Raw genomic sequence first — 16130 nt, 5'->3', positions numbered from 1 at the left:
TTCTCCATTACGTATTGCTTACTGCCATGGATTCTCATGGCGTGCCCTCTTCGTGGCTATTGCGTTTTCCCTAGGAAGYCCGGGAAATAAGGAGGGAAGCCTCTCTAAATCGGGGTGCGCCCGCGGCTCGCCGCCGCGGGAAAACCCGGCAGCCCGCGATCACTCGATGGCCTTGCCCATATCTTCGATCACCTTTTTGGCGTCTCCGAACACCATCATGGTCTTGTCCATGTAGAAGAGTTCGTTGTCCAGGCCCGCGTAGCCAGCCGCCATGGAGCGCTTGTTGACAATGACCGTCTTGGCCTTGTAGGCCTCCAGGATGGGCATGCCATAGATGGCGCTGCCCTTGACGTGCGCTGCAGGGTTCACCACGTCGTTGGCGCCCAGGATGATGGCGACGTCGGCCTGGCCGAACTCGGCGTTGATGTCTTCCATTTCATGTACCTGGTCATAAGGCACTTCGGCCTCGGCCAGCAAGACGTTCATGTGGCCGGGCATGCGGCCCGCCACGGGGTGAATCGCGTACTTGACGTTGACGCCCCTGTCGATGAGCTTTTGCGCCAGCTCTTTGACCGAGTGCTGAGCGCGCGCCACGGCCAGGCCGTAGCCCGGCACGATGATCACGGTCTCTGCATTGCCCAGGATGAAGGCAGCGTCGTCGGCAGAGCCCGACTTGACGGGGCGCTGCTCTTTGGCGCCGGTGGCGGCCGTGCCGGCCTCACCGCCGAAGCCGCCCAAAATCACGTTGAAGAAGGAGCGGTTCATCGCCTTGCACATGATGTACGAAAGGATGGCGCCCGACGAACCGACCAGCGAGCCGGCAATGATCAGCATGGAGTTGTTGAGCGAAAAACCGATACCGGCCGCCGCCCAGCCCGAATAGCTATTGAGCATGGACACCACGACCGGCATGTCGGCGCCGCCGATAGGGATGATGATCAGCACACCCATAACGAAGCTCAGCGCCAGCATCGCGAAAAACGCTGGCCAGCTGCCCGTGAACATGAATACCAGCCCCAGGCCGATGGTAATGAGGCCCAGCACCAGGTTCAGCTTGTGCTGGCCGGCAAACTGCACCGGTGCGCCCTGGAACAGGCGGAACTTGTAGGTGCCCGACAACTTGCCGAAGGCGATCACCGAGCCGCTGAAGGTGATGGCGCCAATGGCCGCACCGAGGAACAGCTCCAGCCGGTTGCCGGTGGGGATGGGGCTGCCTTTGGGCGCGATGCCGAAAGCGTAGGGCTCGGCCACGGCGGCCACGGCGATAAAGACCGCAGCCAAACCGATCATGCTGTGGAAGAAGGCCACCAGCTCGGGCATCTTGGTCATTTCGACCGTCTTGGCGCGCCAGGCACCATAGCCCCCGCCGACCACCAGACCCAACAGAACGTAACCCATGCCCAGGGCTTTGCCGCCTGAAATTTCAACGATGAGCGCAGCTGTCGTCAGCATGGCAATGGCCATGCCGACCATGCCGAACAGATTGCCGCGGATCGAGCTGGTGGGGTGTGACAGGCCCTTGAGCGCCTGAATAAAGCAGACGGAGGCCACCAGGTACAGCAGCGTGACGAGATTCATGCTCATTTGGCGGCTCCTTCAGCGGGCGCGGCTACTTTCTTTTCTTTCTTGCGGAACATCTCCAGCATCCGGCGCGTCACCAGAAAGCCGCCGAAGATGTTGACGGCCGCCAGCGCCACGGCCAGCACGCCCATGGTTTTGCCCAGCGGCGTTTCGGTCAGCGCGGCCGCGAGCATGGCGCCCACGATCACGATGGCCGAAATCGCATTGGTCACCGCCATCAGCGGCGTGTGCAGGGCCGGCGTGACAGTCCACACCACGTGGTAACCCACGTAGATGGCCAGTACAAAAATAATCAGGTTGATGATGGTGGGTGACACTGCATCCATGGTCTTCTCCGTGAGGGCCGCGCCGGCTTGAACCCGGCTGGCCGATTAAATCCAATTGATCCGATGGGTCCCGAATGGGTTACTTCTTCTTGACCTCGCCGCCCTGCGTCATCAGGCAGGCGGCGACGATGTCATCTTCCAGGTCGACATTGAGCGTGCCTTCCTTGGTGATGATGAGCTTGAGGAAGTCGAGCAGGTTGCGTGCGTAGAGTGCGCTGGCGTCGGCGGCGACGAGGGCCGGCACATTGGTCTGGCCGATCAGCGTCACGCCGTGCTTGACGACCGTTTTGCCGGGCTCGGTCAGCGGGCAGTTGCCGCCTTGCGGTGCGGCCAGGTCGACGATCACGCTGCCGGGTTTCATGGCCTTGACCATGTCTTCGGTGACCAGCACGGGCGCAGGGCGGCCCGGGATCAGCGCGGTGGTGATGACCACGTCGGCTTGCGCGACGCGCTTGGCGACTTCGGCCTTTTGGCGTTCGAGCCAGCTTGGCGGCATGGGCTTGGCGTAGCCACCCACACCGACAGCAGCTTCGCGCTCTTCGTCGGTTTCATAAGGCACATCGATGAACTTGCCGCCCAGGGATTCGACCTGCTCTTTGACACTGGGACGCACGTCGCTGGCTTCAATCACCGCGCCCAGGCGCTTGGCGGTGGCAATGGCCTGAAGGCCGGCTACGCCGACGCCCAGAATCACCACGCGGGCGGCCTTGACCGTGCCGGCCGCCGTCATCAACATGGGGAAGAAGCGCTGGTATTCGGCCGCGGCCATCATCACGGCCTTGTAGCCGGCGATGTTGGCTTGCGACGAGAGCACGTCCATGCTTTGCGCGCGGCTGGTGCGCGGCGCGGCCTCCAGCGCGAAGGACGTCAGCTTGGCAGTAGCCAGGCGCTGCAGGCCGGCGGCATCAAAGGGGTTGAGCATGCCGACCAGCACACCACCGGCTTTGGCCAGCGGCATTTCGCTGTCCAGCGGGCAGCGGACCTTGAGCACGATATCAGCGCCGTAAGCGCCCGCCGCGTCGGTGATCTCCGCGCCGACCGCCGTGTAGGCCTCATCGGGAACGCTGGCGGCCACCCCGGCGCCGGACTGCACACGGACGGTGTGCCCTTGTGCCTTGAGCTTTTTGGCCGTTTCGGGCGTGATGGCGACGCGTGTTTCTCCGGCCGTGATTTCGGCGGGTACCCCAATGAGCATGGGTCTCTCCTCAGTACGTTGGTGTTGGTTTGATTGACGTCAGCCCGCAGGCGAGCTTGCGCGCGATCTGTCTCGGTGTCTTTGTCTGCGTATCCGCTTTTTTGTACCTGTCATGAAGCTTACATGAGATTTCTGCAATTTTTTGTCAGGGCAGTCTACAGTTTTTGACCCGAGTCAAGCCACGCAATAAAAAAAGCCCCGCCTGCCAATACATGGCGGTTGGGGCCGGTTTGCCTTGATGGCTGGCGTGCTATTTCTATTTGGCTGTCGGCATCACAAACTCGGCACCCTTGCCGATGCTCTCGGGCCAGCGCTGCATGATGGATTTCTGCTTGGTATAAAAGCGCACGCCCTCTTCGCCATAGGCGTGCATGTCGCCAAAGAGGCTCTTTTTCCAGCCGCCAAAGCCGTGCCAGGCCATGGGCACCGGGATAGGCACGTTGATGCCCACCATGCCGACCTGGATGCGGCGGCTGAATTCGCGGGCCACATGGCCGTCCCGGGTGAAGCAGCTCACGCCGTTGCCGAATTCATGGGCATTGATCAGGTCCACCGCCTCGCCAAAGTCCTTCACGCGCACGCAGCCCAGCACCGGGCCGAAAATCTCTTCTTTATAGATGCGCATGTCGGGTGTGACGTGGTCAAACAGCGTGCCGCCCATCCAGAAACCCTTGTCGCAACCCGCACCGGCCTGGGCGCCCGTGAAGGTGCGGCCGTCCACCAGCAGCTTGGCGCCTTCCTTGACACCGGTATCGATGTAGCCCGTGATGCGTTGGTGTGCGGTGGCCGTCACGATGGGGCCCATCTCGGCGTCGAGCTCCACACCGTTTTTGATCACCAGTGTTTTGGCGCGCGCTTCCAGCATGGGAATGAGTTTTTCGGCCACATTGCCCACCAGCACAGCCACAGAGATCGCCATGCAGCGTTCGCCGGCCGAGCCGTAGCCCGCGCCGATCAATGCGTCCACCGCCTGCTCCAGGTCGGCGTCGGGCATGACCACCATGTGGTTCTTCGCGCCGCCCAGTGCCTGCACGCGCTTGCCGTGGCGTGCGCCGGTTTCGTAGATGTAGTTCGCGATCGGTGTGGAGCCAACAAAGGACACGGCCTTCACGTCCGGGTGCACCAGCAGGGCGTCGACCGCCTCTTTATCGCCCTGCACCACGTTGAAGACGCCGTCGGGCAAGCCGGCTTGCTTGAGCAGGTCGGCCATGAAAAGGCTGGGGCTGGGGTCGATGGGACTGGGCTTGAGCACAAAGCAGTTGCCGGCGGCAATCGCCACCGGGAACATCCACATCGGCACCATCACCGGAAAATTGAAGGGCGTGATGCCGGCCACCACACCCAGCGGCTGGCGCAGCGTCCAGTTGTCGATGCCGGTGGAAACCTGGTCGGTGAAGTCGCCCTTGAGCAGCTGCGGAATGCCGCAGGCGAATTCAACAATGTCGATGCCGCGCGAGACCTCGCCTTGGGCGTCGGTGAACACCTTGCCGTGCTCGGCGGTGATCATGTGGGCCAGCTTGTCCTTGTTCAGGTTGAGCAGTTCCAGGAACTTGAACAGCACGCGCGCGCGGCGCAGTGGCGGCGTGTCGGCCCAGGCGGGAAAGGCGGCCTGGGCTGACGCCACGGCCGCATCGACCTCCGTTCCGCTGGCAAGCGCGACATAACCCGACACCGCGCCCGTTGCAGGGTTGAAGACTTCCTGGCTACGCCCGGAAGACGGCGCGGCCACACGGCCATTCAGGTAGTGGCCGATAGTGGCTTGTGAAGCGGAGGCAGCAGGGGATAAAGACATTTTGCAATCCTTGAAAGGTGGCGGCACCGGACTGGCCGTTGGGGGTTCACCGCAGTCTAGGGCTGCGCAGCCGAATTGATAATGCCCCGTTTTGTGATTACATTGTTCATATTTTTGAACAATAGGCCTCTCGACCTCCATGTCTTCCGACCAGCTATCGCCCCTTGTCGCCGATCTTCACCTGCTGACCATCCTGGCGGCTACACGCAGCTTTACCGAAGCGGCGCGCCGCCTCGGGATGTCCAAGGCCTCGGCCAGCATGCGCATCAGTGAGCTGGAGCGCGCCGCCGGCGTGACGCTGGTGCGGCGCACCACGCGCTCCGTAGGCCTGACGGAGGCCGGCCAGCAATTGGTGAACGACATGCAGCCGGCGTTTAACCGCATCAGCGAAAGCTATTCCGCCGTCAAGGACCTGGTCGAAACCCCGCGCGGGCTGATCCGTGTGACAGCGCCGGTCGCTCTGGGGCGTCAGCACCTGGCGCCCTGCGTTGCGGCCTTCCTCAAGCGCTATCCCGAGATCCATATCGAACTGGAACTCACCGACCGCTTTGTCAACCTTGCCAATGAAGGCTTCGACCTGGCGATACGACACACGAATGCGCCGCCCGACACCCATGTGGCCTGGGTGTTGTGCGAAACGCGCTCCATCCTGCTGGCCAGCCCCGACTACCTGGCGCGCCGCGGCGTGCCTGCGCAGCCGTCAGACCTGGCCGCGCACGATTGCCTGCTTTACCTGGGCAACCACAACACCGCCAGCTGGACCTTCGTGCGCAGCGGCAAGCGCAAATCCCGCGAGCAGGTTGGCGTGAACATCACGGGCACACTGAAGGCCAACAACAGCGAAGTGCTGCGCGAAGCGCTGGTGGCGGGCCTGGGCATCGGCCTGCTGCCGGATTTCAGTGCACCCGCGGGTGGCAGCGCGGCGCCATCGCCGCTCGTGCAGGTGCTGCCTGAGTGGCAGGTGCAGGGATTTTTCGGCGAGCGCATTTACGCCCTCAGGCCTTGGTCGCAGCAAGTGCCCAAGGCGGTGCAATGCCTTGTGGCACATTTGCGCGAGAGTTTCGCTGCCGGATTTTCGGCTAGCAAACACACTTGGCCGGCCGGTCAGGATCCCGGTCATCAAGGCCACGGATAATCCGGCGCATGATTAAACGATGGAAACCCAGCGTCACGGTCGCTGCGGTGATTGAAAAAAAGATCGACGGTGTCTCCAGGTTCCTGCTGGTCGAAGAGGAAACGCGGGACGGCCTGAAGCTCAACAACCCCGCCGGCCACCTGGATCCCGGTGAAAGTCCCTTTGAGGGTTGTGTGCGCGAAACACTGGAAGAAACCGCCTTCCATTTCACGCCCACCGCCATTGTGGGGGTCTATCTCTCCCGCTTTGAGCGGGCCCTCATCGGGCAGGAAGAATCCGAAGACATCACCTACCTGCGCTTTGCGTTCTGCGGCGAACTGGGCGAGCACGTGGCAGGCCAGGCGCTGGATGAAGGCATTGTGCGCACGGTCTGGCTGACGGCCGACGAAATAAGAGCGAGCGCTCACATGCACCGAAGCCCCCTCTTGTTGACCTGCATGGAAGATTACCTGGCAGGCAGGCGCTTCCCGCTTGATCTGGTGACCACGGATGCCAGCGTGCATGCACCGCTGAGCCAGAAGTAGGAAGCGCCGCGAGCCATGCACGATTTGGCGGCGCCAACGGGAACGCTTTCCCGCTGACAGCCAGCGCAATCCTCAATAAAGAATTCGTTGCGCCACCGGCGGCGGCGTCCACTGGTACAACCAGGTCTCCGTCAATGACTGACCGTCGACCTGCAAATGCATGCGCAGGTTGATGGGTGCCGTGCTGTCGCCATCGGGACGCAGGTCGAACATGGCACGCCACCCCTTGATGGCGTCCAGCGGCCGGGCCGACGTCAATTCAATCGTGCCGCGCGAAGCGGTGATCACGGCTTTGACCTGGGCCCCGCGGTTCAGCAAGGCAAAGTCGCCGCCCGCAAAATCGACGGCAAAACGCCGCGTGTAGGCCGTGCGCTTTTGCCCGACCACGCCGCCGAGGCCGGTACGTGTGGCCACACAGCGCGCCAGCGGCCCTTGCGCGGCGGGCGGTTCGCCACCCCAGTGCAGCCGGTAGGAAAACAGCAACTCCTGCCCTGCCTGCGGCTTGTCCCTGGGGTTCCAGAAGGCCACGATGTTGTCAAAGGTTTCGTCCGCGGTCGGAATTTCCACCAGCTGTATCGCGCCCGCACCCCAGCCCGCCTTGGGCTCAACCCACAGGCTCGGGCGTTTTTCATAGAACACGCCGTCGTCCTGGTAGTGGTCAAAGTTGCGATCGCGCTGCATCAGGCCAAAACCGCGCGGGTTGTCGTCCTGAAAGGCGTTGAACTGCAATTGCGCCGGATTGGTCAGTGGACGCCACAGCCATTCGCCCGTGCCGCTGTGCATGGCCAGGCCGTCGGTGTCGTGGATTTCGCCGCGCCAGTCCCAGCCCATGCGTTTGTCGTTTTCGCCGGTCTGGAACATGCTGGTGCATGGCGCGATGCCCATGCGGTCAATGGTTTTGCGCGGATACAGCGCCACGTCCAGGTCCATGACCTGCGTGTCGCCCGGCGTGATCACAAAGCGGTAGGCGCCGCTGACGCTCGGCGAGTCCAGCAGGGCGTAGACGGTCAGCGAGGCCGCTTTCGGGTCCGGCTTTTCGAGCCAGTAACCGATGAAATCCGGAAACTCTTCCGGGAAAGTTTGCGCCGTGTCGATGGCCAGGCCCCGCGCCGACTGGCCGTACTGCCATTCGCCGCCCACCGCGCGAAAGTAGCTTGCGCCAAGGAAGGCCGCCACGTCACGCACCGGATCGGTGTGGAAATTCAGCCGGAAGCCGGCAAAACCGAGATCGGCGGGAAGCTTGTCGCCCCGCACGCCGCTTTTCCCATAATCAAACATGGCCGGGTCATAGGCCAGCTCCTGCGCCTGGCCATTGCTCACTTCGTGCATGCGCACCGGCGTCTTGAAGTACAGGCCGAGGTGGAAAAACTTCGCCACGAAGCGCAGCTTGTCATCGCCCCACAAGGCATGGTCGTCCCGAAAGCGTATGGCCTGGTGCTGGTCCCAGTTCAAGTCCGAAATGCCGGACGGCAACGTCGTCGACCGGGGCCGGTAAGGTTTGGCGGCCAGGTCGCGCGCCTGGCCCTTGAGCATCGCGTAGTCGAAGGCTTGGGCCTTGCCCACGGGTTTGAGGCCCGCGGCCTGGGCCAGTGACGAAAGCCATGGCAGCCCGGTGGCGATGCCGGCGGCCGTGACGGCCTGCCCGGTGCGGGAAAGAAATTGACGTCGTTGCAAAGTGGCAGCTCCTGCAAGAAAGGGCATTCCATTGTGCCGCCGGCCGCACGGCCAACAGGGCCGAAAAGCCCAGACAGGCGCAAACGCTTTCATCTTTTTACAATAGAGCCATGGGCAACCCGCAAATCAACACATACAGCCACGACGGCAAGCGGAAACGGATCGTCGTCGGCCTGAGCGGAGGCGTAGACTCCGCGGTGACGGCGCACCTGCTCAAACAGCAGGGCCACGAGGTTATCGGCATCTTCATGAAGAACTGGGAAGATGACGACGACAGCGAGTTCTGCTCGTCCAACATTGATTTTGTCGACGCCGCCGCCGTGGCCGACGTGATCGGCATCGAGATCGAGCACGTCAACTTCGCAGCCGACTACAAGGACCGCGTCTTCGCCGAGTTCCTGCGCGAATACCAGGCTGGCCGTACGCCCAACCCCGACATCCTGTGCAACGCCGAAATCAAGTTCAAGGCATTTCTGGACCATGCCATGCGCCTGGGCGCCGAAAAAATCGCGACCGGGCATTACGCCAGGGTTCGCCACAACGAAGCCACCGGCCTGCACGAACTGCTCAAGGGCCTTGATCCAGCCAAAGACCAAAGCTATTTTTTGCACCGGCTCAACCAGGCACAGCTCTCCAAAACGCTGTTCCCGGTGGGTGAGTTGCGCAAGACCGAAGTCCGGCGCATTGCCGACGAGATCGGCCTGCCCAACGCGAAGAAAAAAGACTCCACTGGCATCTGTTTTATCGGCGAGAGGCCTTTCCGCGAATTCTTGAATCGCTACATCGCCAAAGAGCCAGGCCCCATCAAGAACGACAAGGGCCGCGTGCTCGGCGAGCATGTGGGCCTGTCCTTCTATACATTGGGACAGCGTCAGGGCCTGGGCATAGGCGGCGTGAAGGCCAAGGGAGCCGAGCTCAAGGCCGTGCAGGCACGCGGGTTGCGCGGCGTGGGCGAGCACGAACCCTGGTTTGTGGCACGCAAGGACCTTGAAACGAACACGCTATGGGTGGTTCAGGGCCATGATCACCACTGGCTGCAATCCACGGTGCTCCAGGCACAGGACTGCAGCTGGGTGGCGGGACATGCACCGACGCCCGGTGTCATGGCGGCCAAGACACGCTACCGGCAGGCCGACGCACCCTGCAAACTGCGCAGCGCTACCGGCGCGGCCTGCGAACTGGTGTTTGCCGATGCCCAGTGGGCGGTGACGCCGGGCCAGTCGGCTGTGCTCTACCAGGGCGATGTCTGCCTGGGTGGCGGCGTGATTGCTGCCAGCAATGTGCAGAACCAGCCGGCTGTGCCGGTCCGGGCAGCCTACGCCTGATTTTCATTCAAATCAGGCCGCAAGCCTTTATGGACTTGCGCAAGCAGCTATTAAATCAATAGCAAATACGACTCAAAGCGCGGTTTCAACGTAGGTGTAGATGTAGTTGGAGCCGCCGTTGACATTGCCCAGCAGGCGCGACGAGCCAAAAATGCCGGAGCGGTGCGACACACCAAAGCCTATAAAGGTGTCCTTGAGCGGCCGGTAGCCGATCAGGTCGCCCAGGCTCACGTCGATGGTCGGATCCAGGTAATTGAGCATGCGGGAAGCCGACTTGCCGTTGGCCGCCAGGCTGGAGGACTCAATGTAGGGAGCCCGCTGTGCCATGGACACGCCCACGCCCAGACCGAGCCGCGTCTTGACCCGGTCGCTCCACGGGAAGCCCGAGTAGACGGCCTTCATGAACAGGTCCAGTTGCACGCCATTGGCCTGCAGGCCCCGCTCGTTGTGGTGCGTGAGGCCCACATAGCCGATGAAGTCGAGCGGCCAGCCGTTCACGTTGTTCAGGAAGGGCTTGCCGACCTGGATGCCGGTAATGCTGGTCGAATTGACCTTCGCCGTCGACAGGCACTGCGCCGTGATGATCTTGGCCAGATGGCAGCCATCTTCGGTTGACTTGCCGTACAGCAGCTTGAAGTAGGTGGGCGAGCCGTCTTCTGCCCACTCACGCTTGTGGCCGCCAAAGTCATAGGCCGCGCCGATATACACGGCAGGCAGCACGCTCTTTTGCACAATGGGGCTGTTCTTTGTCTTGTTGTCCAGCAAGGTGGCCGACACACCGGCCAGCAGGCGCCAGCGCTCGGTGAGGTCATAAGAGCCGTAGAGGCCAATCGAGGTCTGCACGCCCGAGCCCGGCGCATAAGCAGGCCGCCCGGCCGTTGCCTCACTGGCCTGCACGCCGTAGTAATAGTTGTTGAGCCTGGCGTCGCGCACCCCCACGGTCAGGCTGGGCCGCAGCATCCAGGGGCCCGAGCGCCAGTCGTAGGTGTAGCCCAGGCGGAACTCATTGCCCTTGTAGGTGTTGCTGATGTCATGCACCAGCTCGGCCTGCAGCGTTCCCCAGGGCTGGCGCCAGCGGTAGGCCAGGCCCAGGTCCAGGCCCGAGTCGCGCGGCGACATGCCGGCCAGGCTGGCGGGCAGGCGCTCGGTCGGGAAGCCCTCCAGGCGCTGCTCCACAAAAAGGTCCAGCCGCCGCTCGGTGCCGTTGAGCAGCTTGATGCCGCCCCGGTTGGCATGCAGGAAAAGCCGCTCGCCCTCATACAGGTAAAGCGGCAGCAGGTCGTAACGTGTGCCTGCATCCTTGTAGGGCGAACGTTCAATGCGCGTCACCAGGCCCAGGCCCGCGCTGCCGGGCGAAGAAAGGATGTCGGTCAGTGGTTCGGTGTTGCCGCCCGCCAGGGCCGGCGACATGGCGCACAGGCCGCCCAAAAAAAGGGTAGACGCCAGAAAGAGGCTGCGTGGCGAGGACGAGTGGTTCATCATTGGTTTTTTGTGTGAAGCTACCTGAACGGGCCGCCGCAGCCGGACAGAAGCCAAGAGCGCGGCGGACACTCCGATGCTATCCACGAATGGCACCGCCTGAGCCGCCCAACTTGTAAGCAAACAGGCACATATGGACTAGGCCGACATCCTTTCCCGGCGATTTCCTCACACGCTGGCTCACACGTACACTGCCTATCTTCGGGTCTCCACCAACTTAACGGAGCCTGTTATGCCCAAATTCGTGATCGAACGTGTCATCCCCGGACTCGGGGCCCTGAAGCCCGCCGAGCTGCAATCCATCTCCCAGAAATCCTGCGGTGTGCTGCAGGAACTGGGGCCTGATGTGCAGTGGGTGCAAAGCTATGTGACAGGCGGCAAGATGTACTGCATCTACCGCGCGGCCAATGAGGAGCTCGTGAGGGAACATGCGCGCCGCGGCGGTTTCCCGGCGAACTCCGTCGCGCAGATCACCACGGTCATCGACCCCACCACCGCTGAAGCCTGAGGTCTGCCGGTGAATCCGCAAGCCCCCGACAATCCGCCGTCTCCGGGGCTTGCCATCTACCTGCTTGGTCCGCCGCGCATAGAGCGAGGCGGCAGCCCTGTGCCGGCGCCGCGCGGGCACAAGGTCTGGGGCCTGCTTGCCTACCTGGTCCGCAGTGATGCACCGGTCAGCCGCAAACATCTGGCGGGCTTGCTGTTCGAAGACGCAGAAGACCCGCTGGCCGCCCTGCGCTGGAACCTCAGTGAGCTGCGGCGCCTGCTCGGCACCGCAGAGTTGCGCGGCGATCTGCTGGCACTTTTGCTGGAGCCTGCCACCTACGTCGACCTCAGCGCCGTGCTGTCGGGCAGCTGGGCGCAAGCCCTGTGCGTGCCCGGCCTGGATCACGAGTTGCTGGAAGGCATGAATTTTTCAGGCAGCCCGGCCTTCGAGGTCTGGCTCGCCACGGAGCGGCGCCATCTGCAGGCCGCCGCCGAAGCCGTGCTGCGCGAAGCCGCACTGGCTCGCATGGCCGCGGGCGCCATGACAGAAGCAGCCACACTGGCCGGCCGGCTGGTACGGCACAACCCGCTTGACGAGAACTACCAGGCTTTGCTGGTGCGCAGCCTCGCGGCCGCGGGCGACGGCGTGGGTGCGGCGCGCCAGGCCGCAGCCTGCCGCGAATTGTTCCAGCGCGAACTCGGCGTGCAACCCGGCGCCACGCTGGACGCGGCCCTGCGCACGCTCACCGCAGCGCCCACCGCGCGGCCCGCCACCGGGCGCGCCGCGGCGCTGGCCCAGCTGGAAGCCGGGGAGGCGGCGATCAGCGCCGGCGCGCTCGATGCCGGCCTGCAATGCCTGCGCCGCGCGATCGTGGAAGCCGATGCCACCGGCGACGCGGCACTGCGTGCGCGCGCCCGCGTGGCCCTGGGCGGTGCGCTGGTGCATGCCGCCCGCGGACGCGACGAAGAAGGCGCCACTGCGCTTCACGAAGCACTGGAGGTCGGCCACGAGGCTTCGCCGGCACTCGCCGCCGCCGCGTGCCGCGAACTCGGCTACGTCGAATTCCTGCGCGGCCGCTATGAACGCACGCTCGCCTGGCTGCAACGCGCGACGCCGCTGGCAGCCGGCGACCACGCGGAGCAGGCGCGCATCGCCACCGTGTACGGCGCTGCGCTCAGCGACACTGCGCATTACACGGCCGCCATCAGCCAGCTGCGCGAAGCTGAGGCGCTGGCTGCGGCCGTCGGCGACAGCCGGCAACTTGCCTACGCGCTGTCCATGCTGGGCCGCGCGCTACTGCTGCACGGCGAACCCGAGGCGGCCGCCGACGCCCTGGACCGCTCGGTGGCACTGGCCCGGCAAGGCTGGACCGCCTTTGTGCCGTGGCCGCAATCGCTGCGGGCCGAAATCGACCTGCTGCGCGGCGACGTGGATGCCGCCGCGAGCCGATTCGAGCATGCCTTCGCCCTCGGTTGCCAGCTCGGTGACCCGTGCTGGGAAGGCATTGCCGGCCGGGGCCTGGGGCGTGTGGCGATGGCGCGCGGGGAACCGCAGCGCGCCGTTGAAATACTTGCTGACGCACTGACGCGCTGCGTACGCCTTCCTGACGCCTACCTGTGGGCCAAGGCATATGCCCTCGACGCGCTGTGTGATGTCGCTGTGGCACAAGCCATGCCCCAGGCCTCGGCCTGGATCAACGAAATGCAGGACCTCGCTGCGCGTAGCGGCATGCGCGAACTGACGGTGCACGCCTGCCTGCACCGCGCGGCGCTCGGCGACGGCGCGAGCGCGGCGGCGGCGAAGCTGCTTGCCGGCCAGATCGACAACCCCGCGCTGCACGCCCTTGCCGGGCTCTGAACCCGGCGACGGCGCGGCAACACCTCAAGAGGTCGATGATGAATGCGACATCCAACGGCGCCGTATTTCACGGTGGAACCCGGCGCCTGGCGCCGGGACAAGCGCTGCGCCTGCCCCGGCGCGGCGGTGAATTGACAGTGCTGCGGGGCCGGCTCTGGCTGACGCGCCACAATGATTCCGGCGATCATTTCATTGAGGCCGGCCAGCGCGTGCGCCTAGGCGCCGATGAGAACGCGGTGATTGAGCCCGCAGGAACCGCGCAGGGCGTGACGCTGCACTGGGAGCCCTGCCGCCCGGGCCTCATCAGCGCCTTGCTCGCCCGGCCTCTTGGCGGCACGGCCTTCCTGGCCTTTGTGGCCGCCCGCGGCTTCGCGGCGCTGGCGCTCAGCGCCGCGGCGAGCGCAAGACGCGCGCGCGGCCAGGGCGAGACCTGCGACCGCCGTGCTGTATTCGTCACACTCGAAGGCAGCGGGGCGCAGGAGTCAGGCCGTCCCTTCTGGAAGAAAAACAGCCTCAAATCATTACTGGATGAGCGCAAGCAGCTATTAAATTCATAGCAAATGAGTTCGCATCAGCCGGCATCGACCCGGGTTTCCCGATGCATTGCAGCGTGCAGGCTATTGCGCTACATCAAACACCCGCACACCATTTTTATCTAAGCTGCTGGCATGAAGATTCAATTCCTCGGTGCCACAGATACCGTGACAGGTTCCAAATACCTGATCCGGTACGGGGAGTCCACGGTGCTGGTCGACTGCGGGCTGTTCCAGGGCTACAAGCAATTGCGCCTGCGCAACTGGTCCGCGCTACCTGTGGCCCCGGCCTCCATTGACGCCGTGATCCTGACGCACGCCCACATTGACCATAGCGGCTACCTGCCACTGCTGGCGCGCCAGGGCTTCAAGGGCAAGGTGTTCTGCACCCCGGCCACGGCCGACCTGTGCCGCATCCTGCTGCCCGACGCTGGCCACCTGCAGGAAGAAGAAGCCGAATACGCCAATCGCCACGGCTTTTCGAAGCACGCACCGGCGCTGCCCCTGTACACACGCGAGGATGCGCTACGCTGCATCAAGCTGCTGCACCCGGTACCCAGCGGAAAAAACTGGCACCCGGCACCGAGCCTGAACGCCAGCCTGACTCCTTCCGGCCACATGGTGGGCTCGTCGTTCGTGCAACTGGACAACGGCTCGCGCTCCATCCTGTTTTCCGGGGACATAGGCCGCCCCAACGACCTGGTGCTCAAGCCGCCTACACGGATGGACGGCGCCGATTATCTGGTGGTGGAGTCCACCTACGGCGACCGCCTGCACAAGGACTCGGACCCCCTATCGGCGCTGGGCCAGGTAATCAACCGCACAGCCGCGCGCGGCGGGGTGGTGGTGATCCCGGCTTTTGCGGTGGGGCGCGCGCAAAGCCTGCTGCACTGCGTTCAGGTGCTCAAGGCGCAAGGTGTCATACAACGCAACCTGCCGATCTACCTCAACAGTCCCATGGCGGCCAATGCCACGCAGGTGTACCTGAAACACAAGGCCGAGCTGCGGCTAACACCCGCGGAGTGCGAGGCCATGGCGCATACCGCCCACATCGTCGAGTCGCCGGAGGAGTCGCGCCTGCTCAATGCCAGGCACGGCCCCATGGTCATCATTGCCGCCAGCGGCATGGCTACCGGCGGACGTGTGGTCCACCATCTCAAAGCCTTCGCGCCCGACAAGCGCAACACCATCGTGTTTGCCGGCTTCCAGCCCGGCGGCACGCGCGGCGCACTCATCTCCGGCGGCGCGCCTACCGTGCGTATCCACGGCCAGGACGTGCCGGTGCGCGCCGAAGTGGCGATGCTGGACGACCTGTCGGCCCATTCGGATGCCGCCGAAATCATGGGTTGGCTGCGCGGCTTCAAGTCGGTACCGAAGCAGACTTTCATCACCCACGGCGAGCCGGCCGCAGCCGATGCCATGCGCCAGCGCATCGAACGCGAACTGCACTGGCCATGCCACCTGCCCTGTTACCTGGAGTCGGTCTCTCTCACCTGATGCAATTCACAAGCCAGCGGCAAGGACAGCCTCAGGCCAGGCCGCACCACTGCGCGATGCGATGCGTCATGTCGCTCCACAAGCCGAACACCGCGGCCAGCATCAGCACCCCCCCGGCCAGACGCACACCCAGTTGACCGCCCAGGCCGTTGCCGGCGCGCCGCAGCCCGGCCAGTAGTTGCGGCGCCAGCAGCAGGGAGACGCCACTGCCCACGGCAAAAGCCGCCATGGCCAGCGCGCCTTGCAACGGCCCGCCACTCAGGGACGCCACCAGCAGCGCCGAATAAAGCAGGCTGCAGGGCATAAAGGCCCATAACGCGCCCACCGAGAACATCCCGCCCCGTGATGCGGCCACGGCACCCACCCTGGACCACGCGGAGCGGCCTGCGCGGTCGGCCCAGGCCGGCTGGCTGGCCTTCACCATCAGCATCATTCCCCAACCCAGCACGGCCAGATGGAACAGCACCCAGAGCGGCTTGACCACGGCGGCCTGTTCTGTCATCCACGCAAAACTTTGCACTGCCATCGCTGCCGCCGCGCCCGCACTTGAATAGCCGACAAGCCGCCCGGCCTGAAAGACCAGCGGTGAATGCGCCTGCCGCTGCGGGCCCACGCGCCGCAGGCCGCCACAGGCCGCGCCGCACATCACAGCGCAATGAGGTCCTCCGGCAAGGCCCATCAGCAGGGCCGTCGTGGCGAGGGCGTAAGACATGGGCAGCGCTGCG

At 64.3% G+C, this 16130-nt stretch carries 14 protein-coding genes; 7 read left to right on the top strand and 7 right to left on the bottom strand.

From position 1 onward, the window contains the following. Positions 1-159: 159 nt before the first annotated feature. The 4 genes from AC1D13_RS10590 to AC1D13_RS10575 form a co-directional block, all read right to left on the bottom strand. Positions 160-1584, bottom strand: coding sequence for an NAD(P)(+) transhydrogenase (Re/Si-specific) subunit beta (locus tag AC1D13_RS10590; RefSeq protein ID WP_477666437.1), 1425 nt, complete (start codon positions 1582-1584; stop codon positions 160-162). After that, on the bottom strand, positions 1581-1907 hold the full coding sequence (locus AC1D13_RS10585; RefSeq protein ID WP_011485418.1) for an NAD(P) transhydrogenase subunit alpha part 2: 327 nt from the start codon (positions 1905-1907) through the stop codon (positions 1581-1583). The genes AC1D13_RS10590 and AC1D13_RS10585 overlap by 4 nt, the downstream gene beginning before the upstream one ends. 79 nt (positions 1908-1986) lie before the next feature. Beyond that, positions 1987-3102 carry a Re/Si-specific NAD(P)(+) transhydrogenase subunit alpha gene (locus AC1D13_RS10580; protein WP_477666436.1) on the bottom strand — a complete coding sequence of 372 codons (1116 nt, stop codon included), beginning with the start codon at positions 3100-3102 and terminating at the stop codon, positions 1987-1989. A gap of 256 nt (positions 3103-3358) precedes the next feature. Beyond that, a complete protein-coding gene (locus tag AC1D13_RS10575) occupies positions 3359-4894 on the bottom strand; it encodes a CoA-acylating methylmalonate-semialdehyde dehydrogenase (RefSeq protein WP_477689507.1) in 1536 nt (511 codons plus the stop codon). 139 nt (positions 4895-5033) lie between these two features. Here AC1D13_RS10575 and AC1D13_RS10570 point away from each other — a divergent pair, with 139 nt between their 5' ends. Together AC1D13_RS10570 and AC1D13_RS10565 are read left to right on the top strand one after the other, a co-directional pair. Beyond that, positions 5034-6029 carry a LysR family transcriptional regulator gene (locus AC1D13_RS10570; protein ID WP_477666434.1) on the top strand — a complete coding sequence of 332 codons (996 nt, stop codon included), beginning with the start codon at positions 5034-5036 and terminating at the stop codon, positions 6027-6029. 8 nt (positions 6030-6037) lie between these two features. After that, positions 6038-6553, top strand: coding sequence for an NUDIX hydrolase (locus AC1D13_RS10565; RefSeq protein WP_457281505.1), 516 nt, complete (start codon positions 6038-6040; stop codon positions 6551-6553). A 72-nt stretch (positions 6554-6625) separates the two neighbouring features. On the opposite strand, the gene AC1D13_RS10560 is transcribed toward AC1D13_RS10565, so the two are convergent. Continuing rightward, on the bottom strand, positions 6626-8227 hold the full coding sequence (locus AC1D13_RS10560) for an OpgD/OpgG family glucan biosynthesis protein (protein ID WP_477666433.1): 1602 nt from the start codon (positions 8225-8227) through the stop codon (positions 6626-6628). Between the two features lie 110 nt (positions 8228-8337). On the opposite strand from AC1D13_RS10560, the gene mnmA reads away from it, so the two are divergent. Further along, positions 8338-9552, top strand: a complete 1215-nt coding sequence (gene mnmA / locus AC1D13_RS10555) for a tRNA 2-thiouridine(34) synthase MnmA (RefSeq protein ID WP_477666432.1) — start codon at positions 8338-8340, stop codon at positions 9550-9552. A gap of 72 nt (positions 9553-9624) precedes the next feature. On the opposite strand, the gene AC1D13_RS10550 is transcribed toward mnmA, so the two are convergent. Further along, positions 9625-11031 carry a MipA/OmpV family protein gene (locus AC1D13_RS10550; RefSeq protein WP_477666431.1) on the bottom strand — a complete coding sequence of 469 codons (1407 nt, stop codon included), beginning with the start codon at positions 11029-11031 and terminating at the stop codon, positions 9625-9627. A gap of 232 nt (positions 11032-11263) precedes the next feature. Between AC1D13_RS10550 and AC1D13_RS10545 the strand changes: the two genes are divergently transcribed. From AC1D13_RS10545 to AC1D13_RS10530, 4 genes are all read left to right on the top strand, one after another. Next, the gene (locus AC1D13_RS10545; protein ID WP_457281509.1) at positions 11264-11539 is read left to right on the top strand and encodes a DUF4242 domain-containing protein; all 276 of its coding nucleotides are present in this window, start codon (positions 11264-11266) and stop codon (positions 11537-11539) included. Positions 11540-11548: 9 nt separating this feature from the next. Next, positions 11549-13375 (top strand): AfsR/SARP family transcriptional regulator, encoded by a 1827-nt coding sequence (locus AC1D13_RS10540; protein ID WP_477666430.1) that lies wholly within the window; start codon positions 11549-11551, stop codon positions 13373-13375. Between the two features lie 38 nt (positions 13376-13413). After that, positions 13414-13932, top strand: a complete 519-nt coding sequence (locus AC1D13_RS10535) for a DUF2917 domain-containing protein (RefSeq protein ID WP_477666429.1) — start codon at positions 13414-13416, stop codon at positions 13930-13932. A gap of 111 nt (positions 13933-14043) precedes the next feature. After that, complete coding sequence (locus tag AC1D13_RS10530; protein ID WP_477666428.1) at positions 14044-15405, top strand: MBL fold metallo-hydrolase RNA specificity domain-containing protein; 1362 nt, start codon at positions 14044-14046, stop codon at positions 15403-15405. Positions 15406-15436: 31 nt separating this feature from the next. Here AC1D13_RS10530 and AC1D13_RS10525 read toward each other — a convergent pair whose 3' ends face one another. After that, positions 15437-16117 (bottom strand): sulfite exporter TauE/SafE family protein, encoded by a 681-nt coding sequence (locus tag AC1D13_RS10525; protein ID WP_457281513.1) that lies wholly within the window; start codon positions 16115-16117, stop codon positions 15437-15439. Positions 16118-16130: the final 13 nt, after the last annotated feature.

The organism is Polaromonas sp. P1_E12 (assembly GCF_056405975.1).
The sequence above is the reverse complement of the archived record's forward strand: the minus strand, read 5'-3'. Positions and strand labels throughout refer to the sequence as shown.